This is a genomic window from Rhizobium laguerreae, from assembly GCF_002008165.1.
Classification (GTDB): domain Bacteria; phylum Pseudomonadota; class Alphaproteobacteria; order Rhizobiales; family Rhizobiaceae; genus Rhizobium; species Rhizobium laguerreae.
Genome location: NZ_MRDM01000009.1, coordinates 373660 through 391854, shown reverse-complemented (window position 1 = coordinate 391854; position 18195 = coordinate 373660). Strand labels below are relative to the sequence as shown.

At 60.1% G+C, this 18195-nt stretch carries 18 protein-coding genes; 6 read left to right on the top strand and 12 right to left on the bottom strand.

Annotation, left to right across the window (positions count from 1 at the left end; translation table 11 throughout):
- Positions 1–4: 4 nt before the first annotated feature.
- From BS630_RS08105 to BS630_RS08075, 7 genes are all read right to left on the bottom strand, one after another.
- The gene (locus BS630_RS08105) at positions 5–706 is read right to left on the bottom strand and encodes a ribulose-phosphate 3-epimerase (protein ID WP_077976993.1); all 702 of its coding nucleotides are present in this window, start codon (positions 704–706) and stop codon (positions 5–7) included.
- A gap of 4 nt (positions 707–710) precedes the next feature.
- Positions 711–1520, bottom strand: a complete 810-nt coding sequence (locus tag BS630_RS08100) for an alpha/beta fold hydrolase (RefSeq protein WP_077976992.1) — start codon at positions 1518–1520, stop codon at positions 711–713.
- On the bottom strand, positions 1517–2362 hold the full coding sequence (locus BS630_RS08095; RefSeq protein WP_077976991.1) for a sugar phosphate isomerase/epimerase family protein: 846 nt from the start codon (positions 2360–2362) through the stop codon (positions 1517–1519). Before BS630_RS08095 ends, BS630_RS08100 begins: the two co-directional genes overlap by 4 nt.
- Positions 2362–3438 carry a Gfo/Idh/MocA family protein gene (locus BS630_RS08090; RefSeq protein WP_077976990.1) on the bottom strand — a complete coding sequence of 359 codons (1077 nt, stop codon included), beginning with the start codon at positions 3436–3438 and terminating at the stop codon, positions 2362–2364. Before BS630_RS08090 ends, BS630_RS08095 begins: the two co-directional genes overlap by 1 nt.
- A gap of 133 nt (positions 3439–3571) precedes the next feature.
- Positions 3572–4717, bottom strand: coding sequence for an ABC transporter ATP-binding protein (locus BS630_RS08085; RefSeq protein ID WP_077976989.1), 1146 nt, complete (start codon positions 4715–4717; stop codon positions 3572–3574).
- A gap of 339 nt (positions 4718–5056) precedes the next feature.
- Positions 5057–5998, bottom strand: coding sequence for a PfkB family carbohydrate kinase (locus tag BS630_RS08080; protein ID WP_077976988.1), 942 nt, complete (start codon positions 5996–5998; stop codon positions 5057–5059).
- Positions 5999–6001: 3 nt separating this feature from the next.
- A complete protein-coding gene (locus BS630_RS08075; protein ID WP_003562561.1) occupies positions 6002–6802 on the bottom strand; it encodes a beta/alpha barrel domain-containing protein in 801 nt (266 codons plus the stop codon).
- 242 nt (positions 6803–7044) lie between these two features.
- Here BS630_RS08075 and BS630_RS08070 point away from each other — a divergent pair, with 242 nt between their 5' ends.
- Positions 7045–7806 carry a DeoR/GlpR family DNA-binding transcription regulator gene (locus BS630_RS08070; protein ID WP_077976987.1) on the top strand — a complete coding sequence of 254 codons (762 nt, stop codon included), beginning with the start codon at positions 7045–7047 and terminating at the stop codon, positions 7804–7806.
- A gap of 92 nt (positions 7807–7898) precedes the next feature.
- Here the strand turns inward: BS630_RS08070 and BS630_RS08065 are convergent, their stop codons facing one another.
- On the bottom strand, positions 7899–8717 hold the full coding sequence (locus BS630_RS08065) for a sugar phosphate isomerase/epimerase family protein (RefSeq protein WP_077976986.1): 819 nt from the start codon (positions 8715–8717) through the stop codon (positions 7899–7901).
- Positions 8718–8995: 278 nt separating this feature from the next.
- Here BS630_RS08065 and BS630_RS08060 point away from each other — a divergent pair, with 278 nt between their 5' ends.
- A complete protein-coding gene (locus BS630_RS08060; protein WP_077976985.1) occupies positions 8996–10144 on the top strand; it encodes a Gfo/Idh/MocA family protein in 1149 nt (382 codons plus the stop codon).
- Positions 10141–11076, top strand: a complete 936-nt coding sequence (locus BS630_RS08055) for an alpha/beta hydrolase (RefSeq protein WP_077976984.1) — start codon at positions 10141–10143, stop codon at positions 11074–11076. The genes BS630_RS08060 and BS630_RS08055 overlap by 4 nt, the downstream gene beginning before the upstream one ends.
- Positions 11077–11091: 15 nt before the next feature.
- Here BS630_RS08055 and BS630_RS08050 read toward each other — a convergent pair whose 3' ends face one another.
- Positions 11092–12126: a LacI family DNA-binding transcriptional regulator gene (locus tag BS630_RS08050; RefSeq protein WP_025397284.1), complete on the bottom strand. Its 1035-nt coding sequence runs from the start codon at positions 12124–12126 to the stop codon at positions 11092–11094.
- A gap of 573 nt (positions 12127–12699) precedes the next feature.
- Between BS630_RS08050 and BS630_RS08040 the strand changes: the two genes are divergently transcribed.
- The 3 genes from BS630_RS08040 to BS630_RS08030 all read left to right on the top strand — a co-directional run bounded on the left by BS630_RS08040 (position 12700) and on the right by BS630_RS08030 (position 15823).
- Positions 12700–13947, top strand: a complete 1248-nt coding sequence (locus tag BS630_RS08040) for an ABC transporter substrate-binding protein (RefSeq protein WP_077976983.1) — start codon at positions 12700–12702, stop codon at positions 13945–13947.
- A gap of 88 nt (positions 13948–14035) precedes the next feature.
- The gene (locus BS630_RS08035) at positions 14036–14974 is read left to right on the top strand and encodes a carbohydrate ABC transporter permease (RefSeq protein ID WP_077976982.1); all 939 of its coding nucleotides are present in this window, start codon (positions 14036–14038) and stop codon (positions 14972–14974) included.
- A gap of 3 nt (positions 14975–14977) precedes the next feature.
- Positions 14978–15823, top strand: a complete 846-nt coding sequence (locus BS630_RS08030) for a carbohydrate ABC transporter permease (protein WP_077976981.1) — start codon at positions 14978–14980, stop codon at positions 15821–15823.
- Here BS630_RS08030 and BS630_RS08025 read toward each other — a convergent pair.
- Genes BS630_RS08025 through BS630_RS08015 form a run of 3 tightly spaced genes read right to left on the bottom strand, consistent with a single transcriptional unit; the run spans position 15781 to position 18167 of the window.
- Entirely contained in the window at positions 15781–16626 is an 846-nt protein-coding gene (locus tag BS630_RS08025; RefSeq protein WP_077976980.1) for an HAD-IIB family hydrolase, read from the bottom strand. The two genes, BS630_RS08030 and BS630_RS08025, sit on opposite strands and share 43 nt — an antisense overlap.
- Positions 16623–17408 (bottom strand): DeoR/GlpR family DNA-binding transcription regulator, encoded by a 786-nt coding sequence (locus BS630_RS08020; RefSeq protein WP_077976979.1) that lies wholly within the window; start codon positions 17406–17408, stop codon positions 16623–16625. The genes BS630_RS08025 and BS630_RS08020 overlap by 4 nt, the downstream gene beginning before the upstream one ends.
- A gap of 9 nt (positions 17409–17417) precedes the next feature.
- A complete protein-coding gene (locus BS630_RS08015) occupies positions 17418–18167 on the bottom strand; it encodes a glycerophosphoryl diester phosphodiesterase (RefSeq protein ID WP_077976978.1) in 750 nt (249 codons plus the stop codon).
- Positions 18168–18195 lie beyond the last annotated feature (28 nt).

Below are 18195 nucleotides of genomic sequence, written 5' to 3'. Positions count from 1 at the left end.
TGAGTTAGAGTGCGCGCACCCATGCCATCCGCTCGTCGAGCGATGGCGCATTGAAAGCCAGGGAACCGAGGACAACCGTTTCCGCACCTGACTGGCGCAGAAGAGGCACGGTGTGCTCGCGAATACCGCCGTCGGCCGCCAGCACGATCCGATGCGCCGCGCCGCAACCGGCGATGATTTGCTTTGCCTGCTGAAGCCGCGCGCCGGCCTTCTCGTCGAGGCCCTGGCCCTTCACGCCGATCGCCGTGCCGAGCAGCGTCACAAAGCGCAGCCGGGACGCATATTTCTCGACGCGTTCGACAGGGGTGCCTACCTTGAGCACCATGCCGGCTGCGACGCCGCGGCGATCGAGAAGATCGAGCGCCTCGGCGGCGACGCTTTCGTTTTCAACATGAAGACTGATCAGGTCGCTGCCGGCATCGGCGAACTGCTCGATCTGCGACAAGAGGATGCTGTCGGCGACCATCAGGTGAACGTGGATCGGGCGCGAGGACACTTTGCGCACGCCGGCAACGAGATCAGGGAAAAACAACATGGCCGGTGCGAAATGGCCATCGGCGACATCGATGTGGAGAATGTCGACGTGAGGATCGACGCGCGCCAGATCATCCGCCAGATGCATGAGATCGGCCGACCAGACCGAGAATTCGGCAATCAGGTGATCCTTCGGAAGATCGGCGATCCAGGACTTGGAGGGGGTCGTCATTATTTCAGAGCTCCTTCAAAAAATTGCCCATGGCAAGCCGGAAGTCGGCAACGTATTGCGTACGGCTCTCGGTCTTCGGCGTGATCTGCACGAAGCGCGCGCCGGCAATTCGCTCGGCAAGAGCACGCGCATGGCTGAGAGGATGAATGCTGTCCCGATCATGGCCGATAACCAGCGTCGGCACGGTGAGATTGCCGACCTCCTCGTCGGTCACACCAGGACCGTCATTGGAAATCCTGGTGAGCAGTTCGGCGGTCACATCCAAAGGCGTGCGGGAGAAAAAGCCGGTGAGCGAGGCAAGATTGTCCGGCGCCTCGGCGGCGAGCCGCACGCCAACCGGCCCGGCAAGGAATGCGGTCTTTGCCTCGCCCAGTGGCAGAGTTTTCAGACGCCGCCCGACTTCGGCGTTGGGTGCCATATTCTCCGGCGCGGATGCCGTCAGCCAGGCCGGCCTTGCGATGATCAGAGCTTTGACAAGATCCGGTCGCTTGACCGCGAGACGTAAAGCGATCGCCGCGCCCATCGAGATGCCGCCGATCACGATCGGCGGCGTAAGGTTTTTTTCCAAATAGGCGGCAATATCATCGCAGAAGGTCGCGATCGATAGCTGCTCCAGATTGCCGGCTTGGGAATGGCCGTGGCCCCGCGCTTCGATCGTGACCCGGCGAAAACCTGCGTCGAGCGGAAAGACCTCAGCGGTCTGCGCCGCGTCGCCGCATAGGCCGTGCTGGAAGATGACGGACGCGCCCTCGCCCGCCACATCCACATTGAGAATGGTCCCGTCGCTGGTTTCGAACGGTTGCGCCCGTCTCATCTGCCAGCCTCCGCAAAATTACCGTCGAGGCTATTCTTCAGGAAGGTTGCCACACCGGCCGCCTCCGAAGCCGAAAGGCCATGCGTGACGAGACTGCCCTTGAAGCCGATCGCCTTGAGACGGCCGAGATAATGCGCGTAGTCGAGCACACCCTTGCCGGCGGGCGCGAAACTGCCGTCCGGATTGCGATCTTTCGCATGCGCCATGACGATCCGATCGGCCAGAAGCTCGATGGCGGAAGAGACAATGCTCCGCTGCTCATCCAGCGTCGCGACCTCGAAGAGATTGGCCGGATCGAGCACGATCTTGATGCGGGGGCTCTTCAGTGCCGCGATCAGCCGACAGGCTTTCTCGGCCGAGTTGACGACATTGGCAAGCTCGGGCTCGATGCCGAGATCGACCTCGTAACGCTCGGCGATCTCGATGGCCGCGCCCATGGCTTCGAGGAGGTCCCGCCAGGCCTCCGGCGTGTCGTTATCGGCATGCGCCTTCCATTGGTCGATGGGGTCGCGTGTGCCGGTGCAGAGCGTGATCAGTGCGGTCGACATGCCGGCGCAACGCTCCGCCAGTGTCGCCAGTCTGCGAAGGCCGGCCCCGCGCACCGCGGGATCCGGGTGGATCATGTTGAAAGTGCCCGAAACGGCAACGATTTCGACGCCGCTCTCGCGCGCCGCTTCACCGACTGCGCGGGCCTGGGCTTCGGTAATCGTCTCTGGCATCGGCGGAAGGCCTGAGCAAGCCATATTGTATTGTGCGCAGGTGAACCCGGCTGCGGCGGCCGCATTGAGAACGGTCAAGGGTTCCGTTCCCTCGAATGTCTTTGCAAAGATGCCGAGTTTCATCACACGCCACCCGTGACGTCGGATAGCTCAACCGCCTTGCCGGTTTCGACGGAGCGCGCAACGGCGACCATGGCGCGGACCGATGCCAGGCCATCATCGATGTCGGCGCCTTCCATCACCGCGCCATCCAGAATGGTGCGGGCGAAGCCTTCGACCTGACGGCGATAGAAATGGCCGTCGGCACCGAGGACGCGATGGGTGGCGCCGTCCGCTTCCCGGAAAATGTCCACCTCGCTCGTCTTGTAGTACCACGGGTTATAGGTCTTGCCCAAAATGCTGCCGTTCTTGCCGTAGATCTGAAAGCCTTCGTGCCAGTCCATGCGCACCTGGACGGTGAGATCGAGATGGCCGAGTGTGCCGGAGGCAAATTCCACGTCCACGAACCAGCACCAGATACCGGCTCGCTCGGACAGACGAGCGTTGACGGAAACGATGTCGCCGGCGAAATAACGTGCCGTGTCGATCAGATGGCAACCGTGCGCAAGCATATAGTAGCGCCGCAGGTCGGCCTTCGGATTGGTGGAGGGTTTCTTCGCATCGGCGCTGGTGACGATCAGAGGCTGGACCGCATCGGTCATCGGATAGCGGTGCGTGCTGTCGCAATACCATGCTTTGAGGGCGACCATCTCGCCCATTTCATCGCGGATGAAGGATTTGGCAGCTTGGAGCCCCGCGTCGAAACGCTTCATGTGCCCGACCTGAAACACCTTTCCAGACTTGTCGACTGCGGCCTTCAGTTCAAGGCATTCCTCGATGGTGACGCCGACCGGTTTTTCGCACAGCACATGTTTGCCCGCATGAAGGGCGCGAAGGGAAGCCGGGACGTGAAAGGCATCGGCCGTCGCGATGACCACGGCATCGAGGTCGGGATCGGCCAGCATCTGATCGTAATCGCCATAGGTCTTTTCCGCCCCGTGGGTGATAGCCATGCGTTCGCGGAGATCCTCGGCGACGTCGCAAATCGCATAGAGGTCGGCATTGGCTGCCTTCGTGCAGCTCTCGAAGTGCGCGGCCTGGGCAATCTGGCCCGCTCCCAACACGCCGATGCGGAGACGTCGTTCCTGTTTTGCTGGCATCGATAAGCCCTTTGGATCGGATATTGAAGATGAATGCTGGTTTCGGCGTCGGATTGAATGCTTTCAAGACATCGAACGTCGCCGACCTCTTCTGGCCGGACCGCCACCGGCGTGTCGGCTCTCCCTCGTCACTTCACAGCGCCATATGTGTTTGAGGATTGAAAAAGTGGAGTTTCGCCGGGTCGATGGCTAGATTGATCGATTGGCCTGTCTCGACCGCGCTGACCGCTTCGAATCGCGCGACGGCGTTGGCGGCCCCGCTCAGGTCCTCGACGGCATCGGGATCGCCCGAGTCGATCCGGGCCGCGTCGATCTTCAAATGCACGATCAACTCGGAGCCGAGCTCCTCGATCGACTTTACGACAACCGGGATCGTCGGATGGGAGGCTCCTGATGGCAACCGGCTGTCGTAGAGGTCCTCGGGCCTGACCCCAAAGATCACGTCCTTTCCCTCGAAAGCGGATAGACCAGGAGCACGCTCGAAGGCGCCGCCCGACAAGGGAATGGAGAAGCCCGACAGATGGATCCGCCCACTCGACAGACGCCCTTCGAAAAGGTTCATCGACGGCGAACCGATAAAGCCTGCGACAAACGCATTGACCGGGCGGTGATACAGAGCCTTGGGCGTATCCACCTGCTGAAGGACACCGCCCTTCAGCACCGCGACCCGATCGCCCATGGTCAGCGCTTCGGTCTGGTCATGGGTGACATAGATCGTCGTTACGCCCAGCTGTCTCTGCAGGCTTGCAATCTCCGCCCGCATCTGAACACGCAGCTTCGCATCGAGGTTCGAGAGCGGTTCGTCCATCAGGAACGCCGCGGGCTCGCGGACCATGGCGCGGCCCATCGCAACACGCTGGCGCTGGCCGCCGGAGAGCTGCGCGGGCTTGTTGCCCAGCAAAGGCTCCAGCTGCAGGATCTTGGCGATCTCATGGACACGTTTGGTGCGTTCGGCCTTGTTCTTTCCGGCCAGCTTCATCGAAAAAGCGATGTTGTCGAAAACGGTCATGTGCGGATAAAGCGCGTAGCTTTGAAAGACCATGGCAATGTCCCGGTCCTTGGGCGCGAGATCCACGACGTCCTGACCGCCGATGCTCAATGTTCCGCTGCTGATTTCCTCGAGCCCGGCAATCATGCGCAGAGCGGTCGATTTTCCGCATCCGGACGGCCCGACCAGAATCAGAAATTCGCCATCATGGATCGTCAGGCTCAGATCCTTGATCGCATGGTAGCTGTTTCCATAGGTCTTGCAGATTTTGTCGAGTACAACCACAGCCACGTCTCGTCCTCCCGTACCAGCGCGGATCACATCTTCCGACGGCGCTCCCCGACGTCTCCGATCCTTTCGACAAGGAAGCTCAGGCCTGGGCTTAAAAGTCAACCAAAGAATCGAGGGATAAATCGCCACAGATCACCGTAGGTTTTTCATATCTATTTGATAAATAGCAATCTTTTAGGATAATTTAAAAATAAACTGCGGAATTATATTTTTTACCGCGCGTAACTTTTATGATCGAAGTTTCAGCGTTGAGAGTTCGCTCAATGCGATTCAATGACACTTCAGCCTGAGGCTCTGCTCGGGCGGTCGACCGGAGCCGGCACCCATCGCCGCCCGCGCTCATTCTTGACATCCGGGAATCGGGAGCGGCGCGGGCGCATTCTCCGCCGCCATCCATGTCAGGCACGTCTGGTGATCCGGCAAGCCCCTACGCCCTCCCCGTGCGGTCACGGAAATGGCGGCCGCCGCCGTGGCATAGGCAGTGCAATCAAGCGGGCTCTTGCCCCTCGCGAGGGCGAGAGCGTAGGCACCGTGAAAACAATCACCGGCGCCGGTCGTGTCGACAGCCTGAACCTGGTAGGCCGGCACATGCCATCGGATGGCATCACCTTTCTGGCGGAGATAGGTCCCTCGTTCGCCATCGGTGAGGACAACAGCAGACCGATCCCCGGACCAGAGCTTGTCCAGGATCATCGTTGGATCAGCCTCGCCGGTGTATTCCTGCGCAAAGGCGAGCGGCAGCACCAGATGATCGGCGAAAGCCAGGATCCGGTTGGTCGCGGCACCGACCGTCCATTCGATATCGGCAATCACGGCCAGACCCAAGGCGCGTGCGCGCGCCACGACACTTTCGGAGTGCGTGGCATAACCATCGATCAGCAGTACCGGGGCCTGCATCAGAACATCGTCGGGCAGCGCATCCGACGTGCCGTGCAGCACATCATCATCATAAGCGATGAACCGGTCGCCGTCGGGACCGACCGTGATCACAGAGCGGATCGGCGCGGCATCCGCGTGGCGGGGAGCCATCGACACGTCGACGCCGTCCCGTTCGAGCTCGCTGCCCGCCACGTCGGTCGTCGGCTCATCGCCGAGCCAGCCGATGAAGCCGGCCCGTCCGCCGAGCCGGGCGACGGCAACAAGGGCCGTCGCCACGTTGCCGCCATGGTCCGTGGCGCGCTTCGTTACCTTCCCCTTGCCGGCCGTCAGCCCCCGGTCGACGTAGATGATGTCATCGATTGCCAGGGCACCGAAGCCCAGAACCTGGAAAGGGCGCGACACGTCTCAGGCACCGGCCGCCGCCAGCGCATCCTCCGGCGTCATCCCCTTATGAATGACGAATTTGAAGGCGCGTGCGGCCATGGTCGTATCGCCGTGACCCCAAAGATTGCGACCGACGACCGCGCCTTTGGCCCCGGCGCGCAATGCTTCCGACGTCTGGACGAGCGCTCCGAGCAGCGTATCGGTCTTGGGACCGCCGGCGATCACGACCGGAATCGGGCAGGTCGCAACGGTCTCGCGGAAGGACTCGAAATCGCCGGTGTAGCCGACCTTGATCACGTCGACGCCGGCCTCGAAGCCGATGCGCACTGCATAGGCAATCTCATCCGGCGTGAACACGATCTTGCCGCCGTCGGAGAAATCACGGGGATAGACATGGGCGACGACCGGCATTTCGAAGCGGGCGGCGGCGTTGACCGTATCGGTGAGCCAGCGGATATACTCTCCTTCGGTGGCGCCGCGCACGGGAATGGCGACAGCCAGAGCGTCTGCGCCATAACGCACCGCGTCTTCCGGGGTCGCGATGAGCTGGCGAATGCGATCATCGGCGGTGAAGCAACCACCCTGAATGACGAGCGCTGCCTTTCCGGCATATTCCGACCACAGGTGGCGCGCCGCGCCAGGCTGGATGCTGATATAGTCGGGGCCTCCCGCCATGACGCGTCTCAGCGCACCCGGCAGGTCGGCAAGCCCTCCCTCACGCACATTGCCATAACCGACAAAATGATCGACGGCGCCTCCGAACAGATGACCCGATGGGTTCGAGAACAGGCGTGCGAGGCGGATTTTGGTTCCGAGACCCATGGTAATGCTTCCTTTGTGATGGAGCCTTTGCGATTGCTGGCGCCGATGCTGGCGAAACCCTAACTCGAAAACAAACAAACATTCAATATTTCGATTTCTTTCGTTTTTACATGATGCTCAATTTTAAACGTGCATTTCTGCCATTGAACGACTATTTCTGCAGCAATAGACGTGGGATGAGATGGCGCACTTTCGTTTTTCAAAAGTCGCATTGTTGCAAATAACAGCGGGCGGGATCACACATGCTTGCAGAACAGAGGCGGCAGCAGATCATGCTGGAACTTCAACGGGTCGGGCAGGCACGCACCAGCCAGCTCGCGGAAATCTTCGAGGTCTCGGAAGTGACAATCCGCTCCGATCTCGAAATCATGGACGCCAAGAAGCAGCTGATCAAAACGCATGGCGGGGCAATCGCCCTGCCGTCCGACTCGCCGGCAGCGGCCTTCGAGGAACGCATGCAACGCAATTTCGATGCGAAGCGACGCATCGCCCAGATGGCTGCGCGACAGATCATCGATAACCAGTCGATCGTCTTCGACAGCGGTTCGACGCTGCTGCAGGTGGCCATGCAGATGCCACCGGTCAACAACGTCGTGGTCGCGACAACGGCAATGAATATCGCCCAGCATCTGATGTACCGACCAGGGCTCGACGTGCACATGATTGGCGGCCGCGTGTTTCCGAGCACCGTGAGCACGATCGTACAGGATTCCGACAGGGCGGTCGGCGGCCTCGTCGCCCACCAGGCCTTTGTCGGCGCCCACGCGATCGATCAGGCGTTTGACGTCGTCGATGTTTCTGAGGACGTGGCGCGGACCAAGCGCAACCTGGTTCGCATGGCCCGGCGTGTCGTCCTCGTGGCGGATTCGAGCAAATTTGACATCGGCGCTTCCTCCAAAGCCTTCTCGCTGTCGCGCGTCGACCTGATCATCACCGACAGCAACATGCCGCACAGCATTCGCCACAGGCTCGACAAGCTGGGCGTGGAGGTTCGCTACGCGTGACCTGCAGTCCACCTCTCCCATTTACGAGAGAGACAGGAGAGGCTTTGGTGTCGACGGATAACTTTGGCCGACGCCACGGAATACGAGATGGGCTAAAACCCGAGACGTCGAAGCGTCTCGCGGTTCGCGCGAACGGCGGCTGCAGGATCGGTTGCGGCATGGTCCGACTCTTCTTCCACCACGATCCAGCCGATAAAGTTCGGCGCATCCCGAACGGCCGAAAGCACGGCAGGCACGTCGCAGACGCCTTCGCCCAACATCGCCCAGATCCCGCCGGCGTCGACATCCTTCAGATGCACGTAGCGGATCCGGTCCCGGTAGGCTGCCAGCGTATCGCCGATCTGCTGGCCGCCACGCAGGATATGGCCGGTATCCGGCACCCAACCCACTTGTGGATCCAAGAGAGCAAACAGCTGATCATAGTCGTTCCGCGTGAAGAGCAGCGTATTGTGGTGCGAGGAAGGATGGACAGCTACAGTGACGCCAGCCGACTGTCCGATCTCGGTCGCACGATTGTAGCACTCGGCCGCAATGGCGAACTTCTCATCGCGTGGACCATCCGAGACAACCGTCGCCGATCCCATCGATACCAGCGCACCGGGAAAATTCGCCGCGAAATCGATCCATCGCCGCGCCGTGTCGAGATCGGAGGCGATCTTTTCCGCTACCGTGAAGCCACTGGCGGAGCCGAAGGCAAAGGAAACCAGCGCCAAGCCTGCATCCGTGAGGGCGCGGGCAAAGTCGGCAGGCTTGAGCGCGTAGTGACCGATCATCGTGTCGGTGATTTCGATACCGGCATATCCGCCATCGGCGATGGCGCGCACCAGATCGTCCGGACCGCCGCCCCAACCGCTACCAAGCATCTCCCAGGTGAATGTCTGGCAGCCGATCTGCAGCTCAGCATTTTTCATATCTTAGTCCTGACCTATCCATTGATGCCCAGATACCGGAGCAGCAGCTTCCGCGTATGCAATCCTCGGAGCTTCGCCGGCCTTGCCGAAAATCCCTTCCGCCTGGAGAGGTGGCCGGGACCGGAACGGCGGGCTCTTCAGCGGGGATTGCGACGCCAGCGCCTTGCCATTACGTATGATCAAATGTTATCGTGCGTCAATATATTTTATTCCTTGCGTTTAAAATGTAACGCGCCCCTCAACCCTTCGCACCCGCAACGGCAAAATCAGGCTCTTAGATGGCACAGACCAATGGTATGAAACTCAGGATCGGCGTTGTCGGATGCGGCAATATTTCGCTTGCCTATATGCGCAACGCGCCGCTGTTTTGCGGCGTCGAAATCATCGCCTGTGCCGATCTTAACGCAGACGCCGCCAAGCGTCGCGCTGCGGAGTTCAATCTGCGCGCGACTGACGTCGATAGCCTCATTGACGACAACAGCATCGACCTCGTCCTCAATCTCACGATCCCGGCTGCGCATTTTGACGTTTCGATGCGGGCTCTGTCGGCGGGCAAGCATGTCTTCACGGAGAAGCCGCTCGGCATCACGGCCGCCGAAGGACGCAGCTTGGTGGATGCGGCCGCGGCGAAGGGCCTCATGCTTGGCTCGGCGCCAGACACGTTCCTCGGCGCGGCCGGACGCCATGCCCGGCGGCAGATGGAAGCCGGCGCCATCGGCAAGCCGGTGACCGGGACAGCCTTCATGATGGGGCGCGGCATGGAGCACTGGCATCCGGATCCCAGCTTTTATTACCAGGCCGGCGCAGGCCCGCTGATGGATATGGGGCCTTATTATCTCACGATGATGGTCAATCTGATGGGGCCGATCCGTCGTGTGCAGGCCGTCGCCACAAGCGGGCAGGAAGAGCGGCTCATCACGGCGGAGGGACCGAAGCAGGGCACGACGTTCAAGGTCGGCACGCCGACCAGCGTGCTGTCGCTACTGGAATTCGAGTGCGGTGCGACAGTCACCTTCGGCACCTCCTGGGACGTATTCCGCCATTCCAACCACCCCATCGAACTCCACGGAACCGAAGGCTCGCTGCGCCTGCCCGACCCCGACAATTTCGGCGGCTCCGTCGCGCTCTCCAGCCGCGGCGCGCCCTGGCAGGAAACGGATACATCAGGCGAACTCTTCGGTGCCGTCAACTGGCCGATCGCAGCGCCGGATCGCGCCAACTATCGCATGCTTGGCCTCGCCGATCTCGCACGCGCAATCGTCGAAGGCCGTAAGCCGCGCGCTTCGGGCGATCTGGCGCTGCACGTGCTCGAAGTCATGGAAGCGATCCTGCGTGCCGGCGAAACCGGTATCGCGCAGACCATTTCGGGTACTGTCGCGCAGCCGAGGGAATTGCGGGAAGACGAAGCGAGGAGTTTGCTCAAATGACACAGCTGGACGAATCCGCCAAACGCGCGCTTGCATGGCCTGGCGATCCGCAGACCCCGGTCGAAAACTGCACGCCGGCGCTGGCGCGGCAGCAATATCTGGATAGTTTCGCAGACATTCAACGGCCGCTCGAACACGTGGTCGAGACCCTGGAAAGGCATGCAGGCGCAATCAGGTTGAAGATATGGCGCGGCCGCGCTGCGCCGCGCCAGGGCGCGCCGGCCTTGCTTTATCTCCATGGCGGCGGTTTTGTGATCGGCGCGCCGGAAACTCATGAGGATATCTGCCGGACGCTCGCCAATATGGCAGGCGCCGTCGTGGTTTCGCCCGACTATCGCCTCGCCCCGGAGCATCCCTTTCCTGCTGCCATCGACGACTGCGCCGCCGCACTCGTCTGGATGACGGAGCAGGCCGATGCGCTCGGCATCGATCCCTTGCGGGTTGTCGTCGCCGGCGATAGCGCGGGCGGCAATCTGGCCGCCGTCGTCGCCCTGCTGGCGCGGGACAGACAGGTGCCGCCTGTCATCGGACAGGTGCTGATCTATCCGGTGACCGACCAGTTGCAGACGACCGACAGCTACTCACGTTACGAAGAGGGTTTCGGCCTGACGGCAGCCGCGATGAAATGGTTCCGAGACCACTACCTGCCGGACGCCGCAAGCCGGTCGGACTGGCGAGCCTCGCCGTTGAGCGTAGCGTCGCTGGCGGGCGTGGCGCCGGCCCTTCTGATCCTTGCCGGACATGACGTGCTGTTCGACGAAGGGGCGGCTTATGCCGAGCGGCTCAGCACCGAGGCGAAGGCAACGACCCGGACCTGGCCCGGACAGATCCATGGCTTCGTCTCGAAGAGGCGGGCCATTCCGGAGGGGCAAGAGGCCCTGGAAGCCATCGCAACGGGATGGCGCGCCATGGACCCAGCGCTTGCCCGTTGACGCGAAAACACGGCATCAAGCCGACTCGCGCATAACCAGCGTTGCCTCGAGGATTACCTTGTTCGTCACAGGGGTCGTTCCATCATCCTCACTTTCGATATGCGCCAGCAAAAGCTCCACGGATTTCGCGGCGATCTCGGGCGCGTTCTGGGCCATCGTCGTCAGCGACGGACAGGTATATCGGCTTAGCGGGTGGTCGTCGTGCCCGGCGATGCGCACGTCGCAAGCGTCGTTCCGGCCGATTTTCAGTCCCGACGCGAATGCGGCTGCCATCGCGCCGAAAGCAAAGCGGTCGTTGGCGCATAGCAGCGTTTTGCCCGGAAGACCGCCATTGGCAAGAATTCTCTGCATCTGCTCGTATCCGAGACGCTCGAATTCCCAGGAAGGCGGCACGTCGCAATCGATGACGAGCGGGGAATGCCCTTCCCTCGCCATGGTCGCGCGGTAGCCCGCCTGCCGCTCGCCGGCATTTTCGGTCATATGCGGAATTTCCAGGAAGATCGGCGGCTCACCGGACCGGCAGAGATATTGCACAATCGCTGCCATGCTTTGCGCGTTGTCGTTGCCGACATAAGGAAGGTCGGCGTCGGCAGGATTGTCGAAGCAGACGACGGGGATGGCATCCCTCAGCCTTTCCAGCGCGGAACGGCGAGAACCGGCTCCGAGCGGCGCCACGATCGCACCCGCCACCTTCAGCGAGAGCAAAGTCCGAACGGCCTCCGCCTCCAGCTCCGGCCGCGTGTGCGACGAAATCTGGACAGGCCAGAATCCCTTTTCCCGCAACTCCAGCTCGATCAGCGACACGACCTGCACATAAAAGGGATCCGACATGGTCGGGACCAGAATGCCGATATTCCTGGTCCGCTTGCGATTGAGATGCCGCGCGAAAAGGTTCGGCTCGAAATGCGACTTCTTGAGAGCCGCCTCGATACGCTTGCGGGTCACCTCCTTGATCTGCGAGGGATCATCGAAATATTTCGACAAGGTCGGACGCGATACGCCGGAGGCGCTCGCGAAATCGTCCATCGATTTATAACTTTTCTTGGCCATTCAATTCCTTGTTGGCGATGCCACGACGCTCCGGATCGAAATGATTTCGCGTCAACGGCAATTCCGCTGACGCGCCAAACCACGCATAGGGCAATTTGTACAGGGTGATCTTCGCTTTCCGGATCGTCGAAAATCAACGCATAGACCGGCGTGATCCGTCATTTTTTGCGCAGGTTCCGCCCTCCCTTTCGAAAATCGAAATATTCCCTTCATTTGCGACTTGTGCGGTCTGCGCCGCGGGGTTGCAAAAGGCGTTTGTTTCAGCACCCAAAATTCGAAAATTTGCAGTGAAGAAGCCGGGTGCCACGCTTTTTTGTTGGGTAAACTTTCATTTGTTTACGAAAGTAAAGAAAAAATGCGTCACAAGCAATACAAATGCTGCAGAAAAACACTGATGATGTCAATCAATTTTATGATTTTTTATCAATGATTTAACGTAACGCGCACTGTCAATGCCGGCCTCCCATCTTTTCCTGATCGCAGTTCTTCATTGACAGATAGAGGCTTCAGGGAACCTACTTTGCCTACGGTCTTGAGGAGGATCGATTAACTGACAAATCTTGGGAGGCACAGATGAATATCAGAAAATTCGGCGTGACGATGCGGGCTGCCGTGGCGGTATGGGCGCTCTGCGCCACATCGGCGTTTGCCGACACCACCATCGAGTTCATTCAATGGTGGGAACCCGAAATGCCGTCGGGCGCTCTGCGCGGCATCATGAACGATTTCGAAGCCAAAAACCCCGGCATCAAGGTGACGCTGGTCAGCGGTCCCTATGCCACAACGCGTGACCAGATCGTCGTCGGCGCAGCCTCCGGAACGCTGAGCGACGTGGTGGGCCTGGATGGTGCCTGGGTAAACGGGCTCTCCAAGCAGGGCGCGATCGCCTCCATGGACGAGCTGATGGAGCAGGCGAAATACGACAAGAGCCAGATCACCGATATCGTTAAGATCGATGGCAAGAGCGTGATGTTCCCGCTGGCATCCTTCGTCTACCCGGTCTTCGTGAACCTGGATATCGCCAAGGCCGCCGGCGTCGACAAGCTGCCGGCCACGCGCACGGAATTTGCCGAAGCCGCGAAGAAAATGACCGACGCCTCGAAGAACCAGTACGGCTGGGTCCTGCCGCTATCGCTGCAGTCTCCGAGCGGAATCCAGAACGACGTCATGTCGTGGGTCTGGGCCTCCGGCGCCTCGATGCTGAAGGACGGCAAGCCTGACCTCGAAAATGAAGCCGTCGTCGGCACTCTCGACTATATCGCTTCGCTCAACAAGGAAGGCGTTATTTCTCCTGGCATTTTTGCCAAGAAGGAACAGGACAAGGTCGAGGAATTCGTCAACGGCCGCGTCGGCATGATGGTCGACTCCCTCGCCCATGTGAACCTCATCCGCGAGCGCAATCCGAAGCTCAATTTCGGCATCTCCGCCTTGCCGGCCATTGACGGCTACACCGGCAAGCGCGGCATGCCCTACGCATCCTGGGGTATCGGCATAAGCGAGGGCAGCCAGCACAAGGAAGAAGCCTGGAAGCTCGTCGAATATCTGATGAGCCCTGACGTCAACGGCCGTCTCGTCTCGATTGCCAACGCCTTCCCCGGCAACGTCCATGCAAAGCCGGACTTCGTGGCCTCGGACCCGATCTTCTCGGAAGCCTTCAAAATCTTCCAGAGCGGTTATCCTGCGAACGAATTCGTCGGCCTTCCGGTTGCCGAAGAGCTGATGCGCGACATGAACGTCGAAGTTCAGAAGATGTTCGACGGCGGGCAGTCAGCCAAGGAGGCAGCTGCCAATACCGAGAAGGCTTGGCTGGCGAAGTTCTAAGCACGTCGCTTTCACGGATCACCGGCAGCGCAACCAGGCGCTGCCGGTGCAAGTCGTCAAATTTCGGCAGAATAGAAAGTCACAGCTCATGAATCATTCGGCTACGGCTCTGGTCGCTGCGCAAGCCAAAGCGCGAAGAAAAGGATGGCTTCGTTACAGCACCCTGAGGAAGCTGGTGCCGTATTTCTACGTTTCGCCGGCGACCCTGCTGCTTGTCCTGCTGATGCTGTTTCCTATGGTGATGGTCCTCAAGTATTCACTGATGGACGGCGCCATCATGAAAAAGGACGCTGCCTTCGCGGGCCTCCAGAATTATATGACCATCTTTGAGAATCCGGTCTTCTGGCAGTCGGTCGTGCAGACGCTTTATTTCACGATCATGAGCGTCATCTTCCACTTCATCATCGGCCTGGCCTTCGCGCTGCTGTTGAACACCAACCGCGTCGATCCGCTCATTCGCAGCATCCTGCGCGTGCTCTTCATCCTGCCCTGGCTGTTCACGGCCGTCATCATCGCCATCATCTGGCGCCTGCTGCTCGACCCGAACGGCGTCGTCAACAGCGTGCTGATGGCGCTCCATATCATCAACTTCAAGGTCGAGTGGTTCTCCTCGACGCGCACCGCCATCCACGCTTTGACCTTCGCAAACATCTGGGCAGGCTATCCGCTCTACATGGTCAGCCTGCTCGCCGGCCTCCAGGGTATTTCGAAGGAGCTTTACGAGGCAGCCGGCATCGATGGTGCGAACGAACTCCAAAAGTTCTGGTACATCACCATTCCGCAGCTGATGCCGATCATCATCAGCATCGCGCTCCTGGATTTCATCTGGACGATGCAGGTTTTTCCACTCGTATGGATGACGACGGGCGGCGGCCCGATCTATTCGACGGAAGTGCTCTCCACCTTCACCTACAAGCTCGCCTTTTCCCAGTACGAATTCTCGCTGGCTTCGGCGAGCGCAATGATCATCCTCATCATCTCGATGAGCGTCACCTACTTCTACATTAAACACCAGCAGCGCAGGTGATCCATGGCAAAGCGTTCCTTCAAGAGCTCGGTATTGCCGACCATCCTGACCTATCTCGGCCTGGCGATCGGCCTCGTCTTTTCGGCCTTTCCGATCGTGTGGATGTTTTTCAGTTCGCTGAAATCGAATACGGAAATCTTCGCCCTTCCGCCGCGGCTGTTGCCCGATGATTTTACGGTGGCCGCCTATCTGACGATCTTCAACGATCCAGTGAAAGTGCGGTTCTTCATCAACAGTTATTTCGTCGCCGGCGTCGTCACCGCCCTGACCCTGATCGTCGCGATCGTAACCGCCTACGGCTTCAGCCGCTATCAGTTCCGGTTCAAGAACACCTTGAACATCTTCATCATCAGCACCCAGACCGTTCCGCCGATCACCCTTCTCATCCCCTATTTCGGAATGGTGGTCGCCTTCAGGATCTTCGATACCTATCTGGCGCTGATCCTCACCTACATGGTCTTCACTCTGCCTTACGCCGTCTTGCTGATGACAGGCTATCTCAACACCCTGCCGAAAGAGCTGGACGAGGCCGTCCTTGTCGACGGCGGCTCAAGCTGGACGGCGCTTTGGCGCGTCATCGTTCCCGTTTCCATCCCCGGGATCGTCGCCACCGCGGTCTACACCTTCCTGCTGGCCTGGAACGAATTCCTCTTTGCGCTGACGCTGACGAAATCGATGGACCTTCGGACGGTTCCGATCGGCATCCAGCTTCTGATGGGCCAGCACGCCTTCGAATGGAACGAGATGATGGCGATGAGCGTGCTTGGTTCGCTTCCCCTTCTGGTCCTTTACCTGGTTGCCCAACGCTACTTCCTGGCAGGCATGACCGCCGGCTCGGTCAAAAGCTGACGAGACGTCTCAGAACCTGCGCCAGCCGCGTCCAAGATCGTTTGGGCAATGTCGGCAAAGCCAAGGCCGGCGGGCTGCGAGGAGACCCATTTCGGCGCGTATTGCAATTGTGAAAGAACCGGGATGATATTGTTGACCCCGAAGGAGTTGCGAATAAAGCCGAACATCGGCGCATCGTTTCGAGAGTCGCCGACGAAGGCGGTCACAGCGGCCGTTTCATCGGGATCGACACCAAACATCTCGGTTAAAACACGCTCGCTCATCGAACGCTTGTTGTATTCGCCGAGCCACGTGTTGATGTGGATGGAGCTGATCGCGACCGTTCCGTCCATGGCTCTTATGCTGGATGCCAGATCGTCGACGTCCTGGGGATCATGCCCTTGAATGTCGATTGCGACATCCGCCAGCCGGAAGACCTGGTCGTGGGCAATTCTGAACGCCCTGCTCTTTTGCGATATCACTCCCTTGATCGCCTGCAGGTGCCGGCGTTGGCGCTCAGCCTGCAGGGTGGCGTCCTCCCAATAGTCGAAGACGACTTCGCCGCCCCGACGGGTGACGCAATATGCGCCACTTTCGCCGATGACCGCGGCCACCGGCCAGGCACGAACGATATGTTCGCACCAACCGGCGGAGCCGCCCGTGACCGGCACGACGGCAATGCCCGCCCGGCTGAGATCCCAGAGAGCTTCGTAGGTTCGCGGCAGTAACTTGCCTTCGGTAGTCAGCGTATCGTCGATGTCGGTGAACAGATAGCGCACATCCCGCAATTCACGAGCTGATGGCGCCAGGTCTACATAGCTCATGTCATATCCTCGCTGCATGTGACCACGTCCAAGCTGCTCTCGGCCAGAGCATTGGTGGCGGCCGCGTCGCCAGGTAGCCGATCGGTGTAGAAACGGGTGAGTTTGCTGAATGGCGCAACACGCACGGCCGCGTTGCGCGTCCACTTGCTGACGTCCGCGGCCAGGATCTGCGTTTGTGAATTCTCCAGCAGGGCATTGGTGATTTGGGCTTCGCTGTAGCTGAAGTCCATCAGTCCGTTAAGCGGGCTCAAAGCGCCTGCGCCGACAATTGCGTAAGTCGCATAGAATTTTTCGACGAACCTGATCACATCCGTGCCGACCACGTCGCGGTCATCGTGACGCAAAAGACCGCCCGTCAAATGGACCTCGACGCTCGGCGCGTCGCAAAGGCTCAAGGCGACGTGGATGTTGTTGGTGATCACCGTCAGCCCCTGGTGATCACGCAGCGCCTCGGCAACGAAGCGAACCGTGCTGCCGATCCCGAGAAACACTGTCGCGTCTGTCCCGATGTCGGCGGCGACGCGCTTGGCGATAAGCCTCTTGGCGCGCCGATTGAGCTGGGCGCGCGCATTGAGCGAGATGTTGCTGCCTTCGACCGGCAGATCAACGCCGCCGTGGAAGCGGCGTGCGTGCCCGAGATCGCATAATGCATTGATATCGCGACGGATCGTCTGCGTCGTCAGATCGTACCGGCGTGCCAGCTCCTCGATGTACTGAACACCTTCGGTCTCGATCAGCGCGAGGATCTCACGTTGCCGGCTCGATATGATCCGCTGCCCCATCGCCGCTCCTTAGGTGAGGTAGACACTGGGGTCGTCTGTTATCACGCCGGTCAAACCCACATCCCAGAACGATGCGAGCCGTCTGGGATCATTGCAGGTCCACGCCCGCACCGAGATGCCGCGACGCACGGCCTCTTCGATAAACCCGATACTCAGAGCCTTGTAGTCAAGATGGATGGTCTTTGCGGGAATCGACCGAAGGATATCGGTCCAATCCGCAGGCAACTTGCTCCACAGCATGGCGAGTTCGTAGCTTGGATCAAGCTCGTGCATTCCCTTCAGCGCAGCGGCATCAAAGCTCGAGATCATGATCTTGGTTTGCGCCGCCCGCGCCTTCAGATGTTGATCAACGACTTTGACCAGCTGGTCGAGTGACTTGTGATGGGCATGCTGTTTGATCTCGACATTGGCGTTGAGGCCGAGTTCGCCCAGCGCGGAAACAACGCGAGCCAGCGTCGGCAGTGGTTCGCCTTTGAATTTCGGGCTGAACCACGAGCCGGCGTCGATGGCGTCGAGATCCGACGCGGTGAGGTCGGCAAGATTTCCCTTCGACGACGAACAGCGATCGATGGAGACGTCGTGGATGACAACCGGGGTACCATCGGCAAGAAGTGCAACATCGAGTTCGACCCATTCCGCGCCTTGTTCTGCAGCCGCCCGGAAAGCGGCAATGGTATTCTCGGGCGCAATGGCAGAGGCGCCTCGATGCGCCTGAACCTCGCTGCGTCTCGGGCCGGTTCGCGGCTCTACAGTCGTCATCGTCTCATCTCTTTCGTCGTCATCTGGG

What these genes read in the sequence shown, in the direction of transcription:
- BS630_RS08105 (WP_077976993.1), bottom strand. Translation starts at nt 706, where the DNA reads ATGACGACCCCCTCCAAGTCCTGGATCGCCGATCTTCCGAAGGATCAC.
- BS630_RS08100 (WP_077976992.1), bottom strand. Translation starts at nt 1,520, where the DNA reads ATGAGACGGGCGCAACCGTTCGAAACCAGCGACGGGACCATTCTCAAT.
- BS630_RS08095 (WP_077976991.1), bottom strand. Translation starts at nt 2,362, where the DNA reads ATGAAACTCGGCATCTTTGCAAAGACATTCGAGGGAACGGAACCCTTG.
- BS630_RS08090 (WP_077976990.1), bottom strand. Translation starts at nt 3,438, where the DNA reads ATGCCAGCAAAACAGGAACGACGTCTCCGCATCGGCGTGTTGGGAGCG.
- BS630_RS08075 (WP_003562561.1), bottom strand. Translation starts at nt 6,802, where the DNA reads ATGGGTCTCGGAACCAAAATCCGCCTCGCACGCCTGTTCTCGAACCCA.
- BS630_RS08070 (WP_077976987.1), top strand. Translation starts at nt 7,045, where the DNA reads ATGCTTGCAGAACAGAGGCGGCAGCAGATCATGCTGGAACTTCAACGG.
- BS630_RS08065 (WP_077976986.1), bottom strand. Translation starts at nt 8,717, where the DNA reads ATGAAAAATGCTGAGCTGCAGATCGGCTGCCAGACATTCACCTGGGAG.
- BS630_RS08060 (WP_077976985.1), top strand. Translation starts at nt 8,996, where the DNA reads ATGGCACAGACCAATGGTATGAAACTCAGGATCGGCGTTGTCGGATGC.
- BS630_RS08055 (WP_077976984.1), top strand. Translation starts at nt 10,141, where the DNA reads ATGACACAGCTGGACGAATCCGCCAAACGCGCGCTTGCATGGCCTGGC.
- BS630_RS08050 (WP_025397284.1), bottom strand. Translation starts at nt 12,126, where the DNA reads ATGGCCAAGAAAAGTTATAAATCGATGGACGATTTCGCGAGCGCCTCC.
- BS630_RS08040 (WP_077976983.1), top strand. Translation starts at nt 12,700, where the DNA reads ATGAATATCAGAAAATTCGGCGTGACGATGCGGGCTGCCGTGGCGGTA.
- BS630_RS08035 (WP_077976982.1), top strand. Translation starts at nt 14,036, where the DNA reads ATGAATCATTCGGCTACGGCTCTGGTCGCTGCGCAAGCCAAAGCGCGA.
- BS630_RS08030 (WP_077976981.1), top strand. Translation starts at nt 14,978, where the DNA reads ATGGCAAAGCGTTCCTTCAAGAGCTCGGTATTGCCGACCATCCTGACC.
- BS630_RS08025 (WP_077976980.1), bottom strand. Translation starts at nt 16,626, where the DNA reads ATGAGCTATGTAGACCTGGCGCCATCAGCTCGTGAATTGCGGGATGTG.
- BS630_RS08020 (WP_077976979.1), bottom strand. Translation starts at nt 17,408, where the DNA reads ATGGGGCAGCGGATCATATCGAGCCGGCAACGTGAGATCCTCGCGCTG.
- BS630_RS08015 (WP_077976978.1), bottom strand. Translation starts at nt 18,167, where the DNA reads ATGACGACTGTAGAGCCGCGAACCGGCCCGAGACGCAGCGAGGTTCAG.